The following is a 14651-nucleotide window of genomic DNA, read 5'->3' on the forward strand; positions in this document are numbered from 1 at the left end:
TCCAAACGCAGAACTGACCCAATTAACAGCAGGTTTTGCAGTTGATTTTTCGCCATTTATAAGGCGGGGCCGAATTCCCTCTCTCCCCGCCTCACCGCCCCCTGGGTATTCGCATACGATAATTTGAACTTGAAAGAAACCTTGGAGGCGAAGAACGAATGAGTGTTCAACCATGGGGGCATCCTCAACAACGCATCGTTTATCAGGCGGACCCGCAATCCGCCCGGCATTTGCGCTCGATCCGCGACCGGGTGCAAGGCATCTGCCGGCAGCTTGTCAATCAGAGAGTCCGCATCGAAACGATGGACGGTCATGTGCATGTCGGCCGGATCGTCAGTTGCCAAGGCGGGATGTTGCAATTGGCCGTTCCGCGGTACGGGGGCCAGCGCGCCTTTGGAGCTCCCTTTTGGGGACCCAGCCCAAGCGACGAAATGATTTTGACGTTGGTGCTCTACGAGCTGCTGGTTATCGCCTTGCTGTCCTGACCGATTCCGCAGGAAGAACAAGAGCCGCCGAATCTATTGATCCGGGCGGCTCTTCTTTCGGACTGAAACATCCGTGGCAACGGCAACGTTAATATAAGAAACAAATGCGGGGGGATTTCATGGAAAAGAGCAACAAACTCATGTTAACCGTAGTTGCACTCGCGATTTTAGCGTGCGCCTTCTGGGCCGGTTATTCGATTGGCGTACGACAGAACGAGCCTGCGGATCCTTCCAATGTCCAACAAGCCATTCGTTCCGGATGGATCAAGGAGGGGGCACCTCCTCTGCCCGTCGTATCCGTGCAAGGAACCGCCATCGAGGTTGCCCGGGGCGGTTACTCCTGGTGCTCGCCAGTTCTTAGCAGCGAAGGCAGCTGCGTCAGCGTGGATGCCAGCATTCCTGAACTAAAGGCAACCGCGGTTCCCGCAGGCGCTCCAATCGATACCGAGGCTCCAGAGGGCATCAAGGAATTCACGCTAACGGGGACGGACCCGAAAGGCGGAGCCCTCAATGACCCTTATAAGGTTCCGCAAGAGACAGGAACCTACCTGTACCGCATCCATTGCGAATGGTTCCTTGATCAAGGCCAAAGCGATTTCTACTTCAGCCTGAAGGTGATCTAACTCAAATCATCTTCCGGATATGCTTCTGACCGTCGTAAGAGAACATGGCACGCTTCTCCTCCACCACCGTCTCCAGATGCACGGGGCGGCCCCACAGCTTGTAGACGTGGGGGAGCGTATGCTCCAGGTATTTCAGATCCAGTTCAATTCCCTCATACTGATGCTTCAGCAGCAATTCGCCGGAACGCAGGTAGTCGCCGTCCTGGACGACGATATACGGGGAACCGCCGTTCACGCGGGAGGCCACGAGTTGGTCGCGGATGTGCTCCCATGTTTTGTCGGTGATTTTCCATTCCGGTCCTTGTTTCTCGAAAATGTATAAGTCCAGATCACGGACGAGCTCTTTGGTCAGATAGCTGCGAAGGAACGAGATGTCGGAGTCGAGCTCGCGCACCTCGAAAATTTTCTCCCGGCCTTGCCCGGGCTCGCGGCCAAAGCGGCGGCGCTCCTCTTCGGTCGGGTGATCCCAGCGGCGCTCGATGTCCTCGAAGATCTTCAGCCCGAGGTAATACGGGTTCAGGCTTTGCCGCGACGGTTGGACGACCGAGGCGTTCAGCTTGGCGAATTCGACCGTTTCGTCGCTGGTGAGATCAAGCTCGCGGATGATGCGCTGATGCCAGTAGGAAGCCCATCCCTCGTTCATGATCTTCGTCTCCATTTGCGGCCAGAAATACAGCATTTCCTCGCGCAGCATGCTCATGATGTCGCGCTGCCAATCCTCCAGCGCTTCCGAATATTCCTGAATGAACCAGACGATATCCTTCTCCGGTTCGGGCGGAAATTGCACGGCGTTCTCTTTGGCTTCCGCCGCAGCGCGTCCTCCCGAAATCCCGTCCAGCGACCACAGGTCGTCGTAGGCTCCTTCCTTTGCTTGCCCATACCGTCCGTCCTTGGCCCGGCGCAGCTTCTCCTCCATTTGCCGGCGCTTGTCGTAGCGCATCGGCTTGATCAGCTGCGGGTCGACATGCTCCTGGATCGCGAGCACGGCATCGATGAAGCTTTCCACCGTTGCCGCGCCGTAAGCCAGTTCATACCGGCTGATCCGCTCGGCGGTGGCGGACATGCTCTCGACCATATCCCGATTGGTGGCGGAGAACCGCACGTTGTTTTTGAAGAAATCGCAGTGCGCCAGCACGTGAGCGACGATCAGCTTATTCTGAATCAGCGAATTGCCCTCCAGCAAAAAGGCGTAACAAGGGTTCGAGTTAATGACAAGCTCGTAGATTTTGCTGAGACCGAAATCGTATTGCATCTTCATCTTATTGAAGGTTTTCCCGAAGCTCCAGTGCGAGAAGCGGGTCGGCATGCCGTATGCGCCAAACGTATAGATGATATCGGCGGGGCAAATTTCATAGCGCATCGGATAATAGTCGAGCCCGAAGGAGTCGGCGATTTCCATGATTTCCGCGATGGCGTATTCGAGCTGTTCCATTTCGCTGCTCAACTTGCCGCACCCCCTTCGCGCTTGTGAAAAAACCGTCTTAACGCGTTGTAAACTTCGCCTTTTTCCTTAATGACGTAATACATGAATTTCTCCTGCTTGATCGTCCGGTAAGCGGACATCAAGGTGCTGCCGCGGTTGTACTGGTTGACCTCCCCGTACCCGAACAGGTTGCTGCGCTTCATCAGCTCCCCGATCAGCTTGACGCAGCGCTCGTTGTCGGAGGTCAGGTTATCGCCGTCGGAGAAGTGGAACGGATAGATATTGTAACCGGAGGGCGGGTAACGGGAGTCGATGATCTCCAGCGCTTTTTGATAAACCGAAGAGCAGATGGTGCCGCCGCTTTCCCCGCGGGTGAAAAATTCCTCCTCGCTGACCTCCTTCGCCTCGGTATGATGGGCCAGAAAGACGATCTCCACCTTTTCGTATTGTCGCCGCAAGAATCGCGTCATCCAGAAGAAGAAGCTGCGCGCGCAGTATTTCTCGAACGCGCCCATCGAACCCGACGTATCCATCATCGCCAGGATCACCGCGTTGGAGCGGGGAACCACGATCTCCTCCCACGTTTTGTACCGAAGATCATCCGGCGAAATGCCGTGGATGCCGGGAGTGCCGGCGGTTGCGTTACGGCGCAGGTTCTCCAGAATGGTCCGTTTCTTGTCGATGTTGGACATCAGGCCTTTTTTGCGGATATCGTTAAAACGAATCGATTCGGTTTCCATTTCTTCTTTGTCTTTCTCCTGGATGTAGGGCAGCTCCATTTCATCGAACAGCATATCCTCCAGCTCCTCGATGCTGACCTCGGCCTCTACGTAATCGTAGCCCGGCTGATCGCCGGCCTTGCCGCCTTTCCCGCCTTTTCCGCTTTCCTTGGGACTGTCCTGGCCCAGCACGTCGCCGACCTCGCTGCTTCCGTCACCTTGGCCGACATGCTTATGTTTCTGGTAGTTATGGATGAAGCGGTACTCTTCCAAATTGCGGAGGGGAACCTTAATGATCTGCTTGCCGTCCGACATAATGATATTTTCCTCGGTGACGAGGTCGGGCAGATTTTGCTTGATGACCTCCCGTACTTTCTCCTGGTGACGCTGTTGATCCTGGTATCCTTTCCGATGCAGCGACCAGTCCTCTTTGGAGACGACAAAGTTATATCGATCAGGCGTTGGCATAGATGAACACCTCCATATCGGGATTTCCCGGAACGCTATATTTGTGGATGTAAATAAAGTATATTCACGGAGAGGGGCGATATGTGAGGGAGCTTGCGCCGGTTTGGAAACAATAACGCTGGAAAAAGGCGGAGGTTCCCGTTAAGCTGAAGGAAGCGAGGTTGGTTTTACGAAGGAGGTACCGAGATGGAGCCGACGAACCAGGATTGGTTGGAATTATATGAAGCGGCGGGTGAATTTAAAAAGCTGAAGCCGTGGGAATGGCTTTCGAACGTACATTTGTTTGGCGTCCGGAGTTCCCGGGATCACCTCACCGGATACTGCTGCGTGATGGGAAGCGGCAAAGAGGTGTTTGGCCTAGCCGTCTATCTTGGGACGGAGGGGTTGCAGACGGTGCTGGACCTGTTGAACGGGGAATTCACGGGCGATCCGTTGTTCGCTCAGCACTGTTATATGTTGTCGTTCGGCAGCCGGGACGAGCTGTATCCGGAGGAATACGAACGCGTGAAAGAGCTTGACTTATCCCTGAACGGCAAGAACGCTTGGCCGTCCTTCCGCCTCTACGAGCCGGGATACGTGCCTTGGCCGTTGTCGGATCGGGAAGATGTTGCCTTCTTCACGGACATCATCAAACAAGCGATGGAGGTGAGCCGTTCCCACCGGCAGGATCCCGATGTTTTACTGGAAGGAAACGGGGAACGGTTTCTCGTACGGATTCCGGTGGCGGGAAAAGATGACGGCACGACCGAATGGATCAGCGAATGGCGGGAGCCGGATCCGGCGGATCGGCCGTTGGTGCCTTCCGGGCGGGCGGTCGTGGTGGATGAGCTGCGCATGGCCAAGGCCAGACGCGCGGTAAACGGCAATGCGGGCGTTTGGGAAGTAGACAGCTTTTTTATACCGATGCCCATTGAAGAAGAACGTCCCTTCTATCCGACGATGAACGTCATTGCGGATCAGGAGACGGGACAAGTGCTGCATTACGGGTTAACCAAACGGAACGAAGCGTCCGAGAACCTTGCCGAAGGCCTGCTGTCGCTGATCGAGACGCATCGGGTCATCCCGATACGCCTTGTGGTGCGTCATTCCTTGCTGTTGGACGAGTTAGCGCTGGTGATTGCGGGGTTTGGTTTAGTGGGACGTGTAGAGCCGCAACTGCCGGCGATTGAGGAGTTCCAACAATCGGTGGGGGGCACGCTATTATAACTAGATGAGGGCAGGACCATAGCCGGGAATTCCAGCGTAATGCTGGGGATCCCGGTCTTTTTTTGCCCCAATGGAGGAATAAATCGGCAAGGTGCAGCAAACCCTAGTAAAAATTAACCAAAAAAGGATGAGTGTGCATGAGATCGGGACCCTCCTTAAGAAACGTGGACAGCCATGCGTTAATTCACGAAGCGGTGCTGGAAGAAGCCAAGGAGCTGACGGAGCTGCTCGCGCACTGCCTGAGCCGGGGCGAACGGGAGAAGGCGCTGGAGATCGCCTGGATCGCCGTGGAGCACTGGGAATCTCGCACCTTGCAGCATGCGCAAAGCGAGGAAGAGGGGCTGTATGTCGAGGCCCTGGAACTCAAGCCGCAACTGAAAGACGTCATTATCGCCTTGACCCGGGACCATCAGTTGCTGCGGGAGCTGGTGGCGGAAATAAAGGATCGCTTGGAACGGGGCGAGGTCGATGAGGAAGTAGTCCATCGCCTTCGGGCGTTGATTCTGGTTGATCAGCTGCATAACCGTTTTGAAGAAGACATGGTGGAAAAAGAAATGGAGGCGGTACGTCATGACGCATCTTCCGGCCCCGAAATTGACGGATTTGCTGCCGGATAAGCCGCTGCGCGCGGCTGAACCGCGGCTTTACGCCCGGTTGACGGACGAGCTCGCCCGCTTGGGATTGCATCCTTATGACGTCAAGGCGGGCGCGCAGGTCCATGAACGCGGCGTTGCGGTACGCGTGCGCTACGGCGAGCGGTTTGAGCGGCTGGAAAGCCGCGTGATCCCTTGGGATTGGATCGAACGTGATGACGAACGGATCGGGGGGTTTCTGCGGGAAGCCGCCGAGAAGGCGAAGCAGGCGTTAATCGCCAAAATGACTTTTTGAACAACCTCAAAAAAGGAGTTGACGGAAGGTGGAAGCACGCGAGCTTGAGCTGTTCGCCAGGCAGGACCGGGAGGACCTGCTTGCGGTGCTGCAAATGCGTTTTGGAGAACCGGACGACGAGGTGAAGGCGAAGATCGCGTCGATGGGTCAGCTGGACGAGCTGCAACGCTTGATCCTGGCTGCCTGCAACGCTCCCGCTTGGAGCGTGTTCGCCGAGGAGCTGCGGGCCGGAGAGGGCGCGTTCAAGCTGACCGGTGAACGGTTTAACCCTCTTTCGCCGGCGGGATTTGACCAGAAGGGAGATTTTTAAGTGGGTGATAAGCAGAACAAGCTGTTCGAGTCGCTCAAATATTTGCGGCGCGGGGAACGCATCAATGACGGCTGGACCGAGGAAAGCCCCCGCGGCCGGGACTGGGAGAGCCTCTACCGGGGGCGTTGGCAGCACGACAAGGTCGTCCGATCCACGCATGGCGTGAACTGTACGGGCTCCTGCAGTTGGAACGTCTTCGTGAAGGACGGCATCATTACGTGGGAGACGCAGAAGACCGATTACCCGACGACGGGCGCGGACTTTCCGGAATACGAGCCGCGGGGCTGCCCGAGGGGGGCGAGCTTCTCCTGGTACACCTACAGCCCGCTGCGGGTGAAGTACCCGTATATCCGCGGGGATCTCTACGAGATGTGGCGCGAGGAGATGGCGGCGGTCAAGGATCCGGTTCTCGCCTGGCAGAACATCGTGGACGATCCGAAGAAACGCGCCCGCTACGTCAAAGCGCGGGGCAAAGGCGGTTTCGTCCGCGCCGACTGGGATGCAGCCTGCCAGATGATCGCGGCCGCAACGATCCATACGATCCGCCAATACGGACCCGACCGCGTCGTTGGCTTCAGCCCGATTCCGGCGATGTCGATGGTCAGCTATGCGGCGGGAACCCGATTCCTCTCGCTGATCGGCGGAACGATCCTCAGCTTCTATGACTGGTACGCCGACCTCCCGCCGGCTTCACCGCAGGTGTGGGGGGAGCAGACCGACGTCCCGGAGAGCGGGGATTGGTACAATACGAAGTATTTTATCATTTGGGGCACCAACATCCCGCAAACCCGCTCCCCTGACGCCCATTTCATGGTGGAAGCCCGCTATAACGGGACCAAGGTCGTCGGCGTAAGTCCGGATTATTCGGAATACGAGAAGTTTGCCGACATCTGGCTGCCGGCCCGGGTCGGCACGGATGCGGCGCTGGCCATGGCCATGACGCATGTCATCCTGAAGGAATTTTACGTTGATCAAGAAACCCCTTATTTCCGGGATTACGTGAAGAAGTTTACCGACCTCCCGTTCCTCGTCATGCTGAAGGAGGAGAACGGAAGCTTCCGCACGGACCGGTTTCTTCGTGCGGCCGATCTCGGCGACGAGCAGGAGCTGGCCGAATGGAAAACGGTGCTTTGGGACGCCGCCGCAGGAAAGCCCGAGGTGCCGAACGGCAGCCAAGGCTTCCGCTGGGACCAAGGCAGTCAGTGGAACCTGGATCTGGATAAGCCGGACGGCACGCGCATCGATCCGCAGCTGAGCTTTCTCGGGGGGGCCGACGAGGTGGCTCTGGTGGATTTTCCCTATTTCGCGGAACAAGAAGGCCAAACCGTCCAGCGCGGCGTGCCGGTCAAGCACCTGCAAACCCCGTCCGGCGAGACGCTGAAGGTAGCGACCGTATACGACCTGATGATGGCCCACGTCGGCGTGCCGCGCGGGCTGCCCGGCGACTATCCGGCCGATTACGACGAGATGAAGCCGTATACGCCGGCCTGGCAGGAGGCGATTACCGGGGTCAAGAAGGCGCATTGCATCCAGGTCGCCCGCGAGTTCGCCGACAATGCCGCCAAGACAGGCGGACGTTCGATGATCGCCATGGGCGGCGGGACCAACCACTGGTACCACAGCGACCAAATCTACCGCGCGATCCTGAACCTGGTGCTGTTAACCGGCTCTCAGGGCGTAAACGGCGGCGGCTGGGCGCATTACGTCGGCCAGGAGAAGGTACGCCCGCTGGAAGGCTGGCAGCAGATCGCCTTTGCCGGGGATTGGATCCGCCCGCCGCGTCTGCAGAACGGCACCTCGTATTTCTATTTCGCCACCGAACAGTTCCGGTACGAGGCTCCGTTAAACGAGGAGCAAGACACGCCTTGGGGCGGCCGTTACAGCAAACTGCATCCGGCCGATGTTAACGCGCTGGCGGCAAGGCTCGGTTGGCTGCCGTCGTTCCCGCAGTTCAGCCAAAACTCGCTGGACGTGGCGAAGGAGTTGCGCGGCAAAGGCCTGACGGACGACAAGGAGGCCGTTCAGGAGGTTGCGCGGATGGTCAAGGACGGCGAACTGGACTTCGCCATCGAGCATCCGAACGATCCGCGAAATTTCCCGCGCGTGTTCTTCAACTGGCGCTCCAATCTGCTTGGCGACAGCGGCAAAGGACATGAGTATTTCGCCAAGCATCTGATCGGCGCCGACAACCAGGTACTCACCGACCCGACCCAATCCTGGCGGCCGAAGGACGTGCATACCGACGATATGCCGCCGGAAGGCAAAACCGATCTGTTCGTCAGCATGGACTTCCGCATGACCAGTTCGGGATTGTTCTCGGACATCGTGCTGCCGGCCGCGACCTGGTATGAGAAGCACGATCTGAGCAGCACGGACATGCATCCGTTTATCCATCCGCTTAATCCGGCGATCTCTCCGCCTTGGCAGAGCAAAAGCGATTGGGATGCGTTCCGGGAAATCGCCAAGACGTTTTCGCAGCTGGCCGAGAAGCATCTCCCCGCATGCGAGGACGTGATGATGACGCCGCTTGGCCACGACAGTCCGGACGAGGTGGCCCAGGCGCACGGGAAAATCAAGGATTGGCGCAAAGGCGAGATTGAAGCCGTCCCCGGCAAAAGCATGCCGCATTTCCTGATCGTGAAGCGCGACTACCCGAACGTATACGGAAAGATGATCACGCTTGGGCCCAACATCGAAAAGGGGTATAGCTCCAAGGCGGTGAAAATCCCGGGCGAGCGGGTGTACAAGCAACTGAAAGAGCGGCTGGGCATCTCCAAACGGGAGGGCATCGGCAAAGGCCAGCCGGATTTGTACGAGGACCGCCAAGCGATTGAAGCGATCCTGCTGATGTCGGGGGCGACGAACGGGGAACGTGCGGTCGAAGGCTGGCACGACATGGAGAAGAAGACCGGAAAGCAGCTCGCGGACATCGCCAAACCACGCGAAGAGGAAGCCTTTACGTTGTTCGACATCACCGCCCAGCCGCGCCAGGCGATATCCGCGCCCGTCTGGAGCGGGCTGGAGAAGGACAATCGCCGGTATTCGCCGTTTACGCTGAATACCGAATACAACATTCCGTGGCGGACGTTGACCGGGCGGCAAAGCTTTTACCTCGACCATGAAATGATCCTGGATTTCGGGGAGGCTTTGCCGATCTATCTGCCGCCGCTGAAGCACGTCCCTTTCCTGAAGGGAGAACGGGAGGTGCCGAACAACGGGAAATCGCTGACGATCCGGTATTTGACCCCGCACCAGAAATGGGGCATCCATACGATGTTCACCGATACGAACCAGATGTCGACGTTGTTCCGCGGCTGGCAGGTCGTGTGGCTGAACGAGAAGGACGGGGCATCGATCGGCATTAAGGACAACGACTGGATCGAGGTATACAACCGCAACGGGGTCGTGGCAGCCCGGGCAGTGCTGACGTACCGGGTTCCCGAGGGAATCGCCTACATGTACCATGCCCAGGACCGCACGCTTGGCGTGCCCGGCACCTCGATCACCAAGCAGCGGGGCGGCACGCATAACAGCGTGACCCGCATTACGCTCAAGCCGACGCATATGATCGGCGGATACGCGCAGCTCAGCTACGGCTTCAATTATTACGGGCCGACGGGAAATCAACGGGATACGATGACGATCATCCGTCCGCTGAAGGAGGTAAATTGGCTTGAGGATTAAAACGCAGGTCGCGATGGTAATGAACCTCGACAAGTGCATCGGCTGCCATACCTGCTCGGTCACCTGCAAGAACACCTGGACCAACCGCCCCGGCACGGAGTATATGTGGTACAACAACGTGGAGACCCGGCCGGGACCGGGCTATCCGAAGGAGTGGGAGGACGCGCGCAAGTACAAGGGCGGCTGGGTGCTGCGCGGCGGCAAGCTGTCGCTGCGGGCCGGCGGGCCGATCGCCAAGCTGGCGAACATTTTCTACAACCCGGACATGGCCGATCTGGACAGCTTCTACGAGCCTTGGACGTACGATTACGACAGCCTGCTCCATAGCCCGAAGCGCAAGCATCTGCCGGTTGGTCGTCCGGTGTCGATGATTACGGGAGAGTACATGGACAAGCCGACCTGGGGCCCCAACTGGGACGATGATTTGGCCGGGGGCAGCGAAATCGTGCCGATGGACCCCAACGTCAAGAAGCTGCAGGAGCACATCGCCTTGGAATATGAGAAGACCTTCATGATGTACCTGCCGCGGATCTGCGAGCATTGTCTCAACCCTTCCTGCGTCGCCTCCTGCCCGTCCGGCGCTCTCTACAAGCGGGACGAGGACGGCATCGTGCTGGTCGACCAGGAAGCCTGCCGCGGCTGGCGTTTCTGCATGAACGGATGCCCTTACCACAAGGTGTATTACAACTGGAACACGCATAAGGCGGAGAAATGCAACTTCTGTTATCCGCGCACCGAGGCCGGTCTTTCGACGATTTGCTCCGAGACCTGCGTCGGGCGGATCCGTTACATCGGCGTCGTCATGTACGATGCGGACCGGGTCAAAGCGGCCGCGGCCGTGGAGGATCCGCAGGCACTGTATGAGGCGCAGCTGGGTGTGTTCCTTGATCCGAACGATCCCGAGGTCATTAAGGAAGCGAGAAGAACGGGGATCACGGATGCGTGGATCGATGCCGCCCAGCGGTCGCCGATTTACAAAATGGCGATGAAATGGAAGGTGGCGTTGCCCCTGCACCCCGAATACCGGACGCTGCCGATGGTTTGGTACGTGCCGCCGCTCAGCCCAATCATGAACCACCTTGAGGAAGACGAGCTGCAAACGGACATGTACATTCCCGCGGTGGACCAAATGCGGATTCCGATGGAGTATTTGGCTTCCCTGCTGACGGCGGGGGATACGAGGGTAGTCCGGAAAGTCCTGCTCAAAATGACGGCCATGCGCGTGATGATGCGCGACCGCGCCGTCGGCGGGCTGGACGGGTTGAGACGCAGCCGGCTGCTGGAAGAAGCAGGAACGACCGTGGAGGAAATCGAGGAGATGACGCGCCTGTTCGCCGTAGCCAAGCATAACGAACGGTTCGTCATTCCGACCGCGCGGCGGGAAATGATCGGGGAAGCCGGCCTGCATTATCGTCAAGGGGCCTGCAGTCTTGAGGGAATCACGCCGGAGTCAGGTTTTATGTCGCAGTATTTTGCCAAGGGGGATTAGATCGATATGGTGGAAGCCATGGAAGCGAAACGCATCGGTTTGGCCGTCGCCGCCCGGTTGCTCGGATACCCTGACGACAGTTATCCTGAAGTGCTTAAGGAGACGGTTGACGCGGTTTCGGATGTGGAGGACTGTGCGCTGAAGAACCGACTGGAAGCAGCGATTCGGCCGCTGGAGGCCCTCCCTCTCCGGGAGCTGCGGGAGCAGTACGTGTGGACCTTCGATTGGAAGGAGAAAACCGGGCTGTACTTGACCGCGCATGAACTGGGCGACAGCCGGGAACGCGGCGCCGCGCTGATCCTGCTGCAGCATATTATCGGCGATGCCGGATTTGCGGCGTCGGCCGGCGAACTGGCCGACTATATGCCGCTGCTGTACGAGCTGCTGGCCATTCGTCCGGACCATGTTCACGTCCGGGCGCTCGAGCTGCGGCTGGCCGTGGCGACGAAACGCGTGGCTGGACATCTGGCGGAGGACAGCCCTTACCGTGAACTGTTCGCCTACCTGATGGAGGACGTGTTCGGCGAGCCGTCGGAGGAGGACATCCGGCGGCTGGAAGCGAAGCGGGAGCAAGCCGACCTGGACGAGCTTCCCTATCCGATCCTTTACGGAATGGACGGGACCGCCCGCACGGGGACGGATCCGGCGCAGTTCAAAATGTGCAACTGAATGAATGGAGGAATACCGCAATGACCGGATTATTCTGGTGGGTCGTTTATCCCTACATCGCCTTGACGGTGCTGATTCTCGGTTTGCTGTACCGCTTTGCCTTCCGGCAGGCGAGCTGGGCGGCCCCTTCGACGGAAATTTTCGAGAAAAAATGGCTGCGGATCGGGTCGACGGTGTTTCATTACGGCATCGTTTTCGCTTTCATCGGCCATGTGATGGGCGTCCTGATCCCGCGAAGCGTCTATCACGCGATGGGCGTTCACGATGAAACGTATCATTTCTTCGCGATTGCCGGCGGCGGTCTGGCAGGGCTCATGGTGGTGCTGGGACTCGTCCTGCTGCTGATCCGCAAGTTCCTGAACCGGCGCGTTCGGGCCCATGCGGGGTTTGCCGATTACTTCGCCGTCATCCTGCTGCTGATCGTCGCCGCCAACGGGACGTACATGACGATCGTTTACAATACGACCGTGGTGGCTTATGAATACCGGACGACGATCGGTCCTTGGTTTCGCAGCCTGCTTGCGTTCCGGCCCGATTATCATCTGATGGATACGGTGCCGTTGTTGTTCCAGCTGCATGTGCTGACGGCTTTCCTGCTGTTCGCTTCAATCCCCTTTACGAAGCTGGTGCATATGTTTTCGCTGCCGGTGCGTTATCCGGCACGTGCCCCGCAGCAGTACCGTTCGCGGGTGAGCTACAAACGTAGATAAGGGAGCTGCCGTCTGCGGGCAGACGCAAATAAGGGAAGGCCGGGGTGCGAATCCCGGGCCTTCCCTTTTCTTCGAAGTGCGTTATGCGAGTTTCTTGGTGTACAGAATGCCGATCGTTTTGGCCCCGCAGTGGCTGGAAATGACGCAGCCGGCGTTGGACACCGCGACCAAACGGGCGTTGGTCTTGGACTCCAGCGCCTGCTTCAGCATCTTCGCGTCCTCGTCCGCCAAGGAATGCGTGACGAAGATGAGGTCGTTATCCATATCGGAAATCCGGCTCAGCGCGTTGTTCAGGAGCTGATCGAGCGCTTTTTCGCGGCTGCCGCGAATCTTGTAAGCCGGGGTCATTTTTCCGTCCTCCACTTTAATGACGGGGCGAATTCGGAGCAGGCTGCCGACGATGTTTTGCATGCCGGAGCAGCGGCCTCCCTTGTAGAGATAATCCAGCGAATCGATGACGAATTCGGTCTCGACCCGAGAACGAACGGCCGTCAGCAGGTCGACGATTTCCTCCATGCTCTTGCCTTCCGCAACGGCGCCGACGGCCTTCATCACCTGCAGACCGATGCCGGTCGACAGGTTCAGGGAATCAAACACCGTTACCATGCCCTCGGCAAATTCCTCTGCGGCAATCAATGCGTTCTGATAGGTCGAGGAAAGCTCCGAAGACAAACTGATGTAGAGGATCTTCCGGCCTTCCTGAATATGAGGCGCAAACGCCTGGATGAAATCGGCCGGCGAGGGCGCCGCCGTCTTGGGCAGCTTGCCCGTCTCGTCGACTTTCCGGTAGAGCTCGGGCACGGTTAAATCGACGCCATCCTTATAGGTCTGTTCCGAAAACGTGACGTACAGCGGCACGATGCCGAGATCGTACTGCGTGATCCATTCGGCGGGGAGATCGCAAGTGCTGTCCGCAAAAATTTTGATGGAACCCATATGAATCCTCCTAAAAGTTCATTGGTTATCTATGGGACTTATGAGACCGGTTGTTTTCTCGTATACATGATCGCGACCGTGTGCGGTCCGCAGTGGCTGGAGATCACGCAGCCGGCTTCCGCTATGGCGACTTCGCGCGCGCCGGTTTGCTCCCGCAGGATAGCGGCGAGCCGCAGCGCCTCTTCTTCCGCAAGCGTATGGGCTACTAAGATCAGATCCTGATCCATGTTATCCTTGTCGGCCAAGGCGTTGTCGAGCATTTGCTGCACGGCTTTCTCCTTGCGCCCTCGCACCTTGTAAGCTGGGATGATGTTCCCGTCCACGAGTTTCAGCACCGGCCGAATTTGCAGCAAGCTGCCGATGAAATTCTGCATGCCGGAGCAGCGTCCGCCTTTATGCAAATATTCCAGCGTATCGATGACGAATTGCGTCTCCACCTGGGGGCGCATGGCCGCAACTTGTCCGGCGATTTCCGCGGCCGCCAGTCCTTTCTCGGCGAGATGCACCGCTTTCATGACGAGCAATCCAATGCCGCTGCATAGGGTCAGGGAATCTACGACATGGACCCGGCCTTCGGGAAATTCCGCGGCAGCGATTTGTGCGTTCTGGTAGGTAGACGACAGCTTGGAGGACAAGCTGATATACACGATGTCCTGACCTTGTTCGAGATAAGGGCCAAAAGCATCCATAAAGTCCTTCGGGGACGGGGCCGTTGTCTTGGGCAGATTTCCCTCGGCCTCCACCCGGCGGTAGATATCGGGCGGGGTAATGTCGATGCCGTCCCGGAACGTTTCATCGCCGAATACGACGTAAAGCGGAACCAGGCCAATCTCATAACGTCCGATCCAGTCGGCTGGAAGATCCGAGGTACTATCCGCGAAAATTTTCACATTAGACATAAGCAGTCTCCTTGGTAAGTTGATACGATTTCATAGGCTGTAAAAAAAGCAACTTCTCATTATTTTATCAAAAACAATGAGACAAGGAAAAGCCCCAAGTCCGCGTCAACGAGACCCGCAGGGCTTGGGGTTTGATGCGGTT

14 protein-coding genes are annotated in these 14651 nt (G+C 57.9%); 10 read left to right on the plus strand and 4 right to left on the minus strand.

All coding sequences use genetic code 11. The annotated features are described in order from the left end of the window. Positions 1-158 precede the first annotated feature (158 nt). Together MJ257_RS08540 and MJ257_RS08545 are read left to right on the plus strand one after the other, a co-directional pair. On the plus strand, positions 159-485 hold the full coding sequence (locus MJ257_RS08540) for a hypothetical protein (protein ID WP_240268854.1): 327 nt from the start codon (positions 159-161) through the stop codon (positions 483-485). Positions 486-604: 119 nt separating this feature from the next. Then, on the plus strand, positions 605-1108 hold the full coding sequence (locus MJ257_RS08545; protein ID WP_240268855.1) for a hypothetical protein: 504 nt from the start codon (positions 605-607) through the stop codon (positions 1106-1108). A gap of 1 nt (position 1109) precedes the next feature. Here the strand turns inward: MJ257_RS08545 and MJ257_RS08550 are convergent, their stop codons facing one another. Then, positions 1110-2540 (minus strand): SpoVR family protein, encoded by a 1431-nt coding sequence (locus tag MJ257_RS08550; protein ID WP_240268923.1) that lies wholly within the window; start codon positions 2538-2540, stop codon positions 1110-1112. Between the two features lie 8 nt (positions 2541-2548). Further along, positions 2549-3718 carry a sporulation protein YhbH gene (yhbH, locus tag MJ257_RS08555; protein WP_240268856.1) on the minus strand — a complete coding sequence of 390 codons (1170 nt, stop codon included), beginning with the start codon at positions 3716-3718 and terminating at the stop codon, positions 2549-2551. A 186-nt stretch (positions 3719-3904) separates the two neighbouring features. Here yhbH and MJ257_RS08560 point away from each other — a divergent pair, with 186 nt between their 5' ends. The 8 genes from MJ257_RS08560 (at position 3905) to narI (ending at position 12674) form a co-directional block, all read left to right on the plus strand. Further along, positions 3905-4924: a DUF7309 domain-containing protein gene (locus MJ257_RS08560; RefSeq protein WP_240268857.1), complete on the plus strand. Its 1020-nt coding sequence runs from the start codon at positions 3905-3907 to the stop codon at positions 4922-4924. 137 nt (positions 4925-5061) lie between these two features. Then, complete coding sequence (locus MJ257_RS08565) at positions 5062-5541, plus strand: hemerythrin domain-containing protein (RefSeq protein WP_240268858.1); 480 nt, start codon at positions 5062-5064, stop codon at positions 5539-5541. Then, the gene (locus MJ257_RS08570) at positions 5495-5812 is read left to right on the plus strand and encodes a hypothetical protein (RefSeq protein WP_240268859.1); all 318 of its coding nucleotides are present in this window, start codon (positions 5495-5497) and stop codon (positions 5810-5812) included. Before MJ257_RS08565 ends, MJ257_RS08570 begins: the two co-directional genes overlap by 47 nt. A gap of 28 nt (positions 5813-5840) precedes the next feature. Continuing rightward, positions 5841-6122: a hypothetical protein gene (locus MJ257_RS08575; protein WP_240268860.1), complete on the plus strand. Its 282-nt coding sequence runs from the start codon at positions 5841-5843 to the stop codon at positions 6120-6122. Further along, positions 6123-9806, plus strand: a complete 3684-nt coding sequence (locus MJ257_RS08580; protein ID WP_240268861.1) for a nitrate reductase subunit alpha — start codon at positions 6123-6125, stop codon at positions 9804-9806. After that, entirely contained in the window at positions 9796-11295 is a 1500-nt protein-coding gene (narH, locus tag MJ257_RS08585) for a nitrate reductase subunit beta (RefSeq protein WP_240268862.1), read from the plus strand. The genes MJ257_RS08580 and narH overlap by 11 nt, the downstream gene beginning before the upstream one ends. 6 nt (positions 11296-11301) lie before the next feature. Continuing rightward, positions 11302-11964 (plus strand): nitrate reductase molybdenum cofactor assembly chaperone, encoded by a 663-nt coding sequence (narJ, locus tag MJ257_RS08590; RefSeq protein WP_240268863.1) that lies wholly within the window; start codon positions 11302-11304, stop codon positions 11962-11964. A 20-nt stretch (positions 11965-11984) separates the two neighbouring features. After that, entirely contained in the window at positions 11985-12674 is a 690-nt protein-coding gene (gene narI, locus MJ257_RS08595) for a respiratory nitrate reductase subunit gamma (protein WP_240268864.1), read from the plus strand. 81 nt (positions 12675-12755) lie between these two features. Here the strand turns inward: narI and MJ257_RS08600 are convergent, their stop codons facing one another. Both MJ257_RS08600 and MJ257_RS08605 read right to left on the minus strand, forming a co-directional pair. Beyond that, the gene (locus MJ257_RS08600) at positions 12756-13610 is read right to left on the minus strand and encodes a DegV family protein (RefSeq protein WP_240268865.1); all 855 of its coding nucleotides are present in this window, start codon (positions 13608-13610) and stop codon (positions 12756-12758) included. A gap of 38 nt (positions 13611-13648) precedes the next feature. After that, a complete protein-coding gene (locus tag MJ257_RS08605) occupies positions 13649-14509 on the minus strand; it encodes a DegV family protein (protein ID WP_240268866.1) in 861 nt (286 codons plus the stop codon). Between the last annotated feature and the right edge of the window lie 142 nt (positions 14510-14651).

Source organism: Paenibacillus timonensis (assembly GCF_022427145.1).
In the GTDB taxonomy this organism is placed as follows: Bacteria; Bacillota; Bacilli; order Paenibacillales; family Paenibacillaceae; genus Fontibacillus; species Fontibacillus timonensis.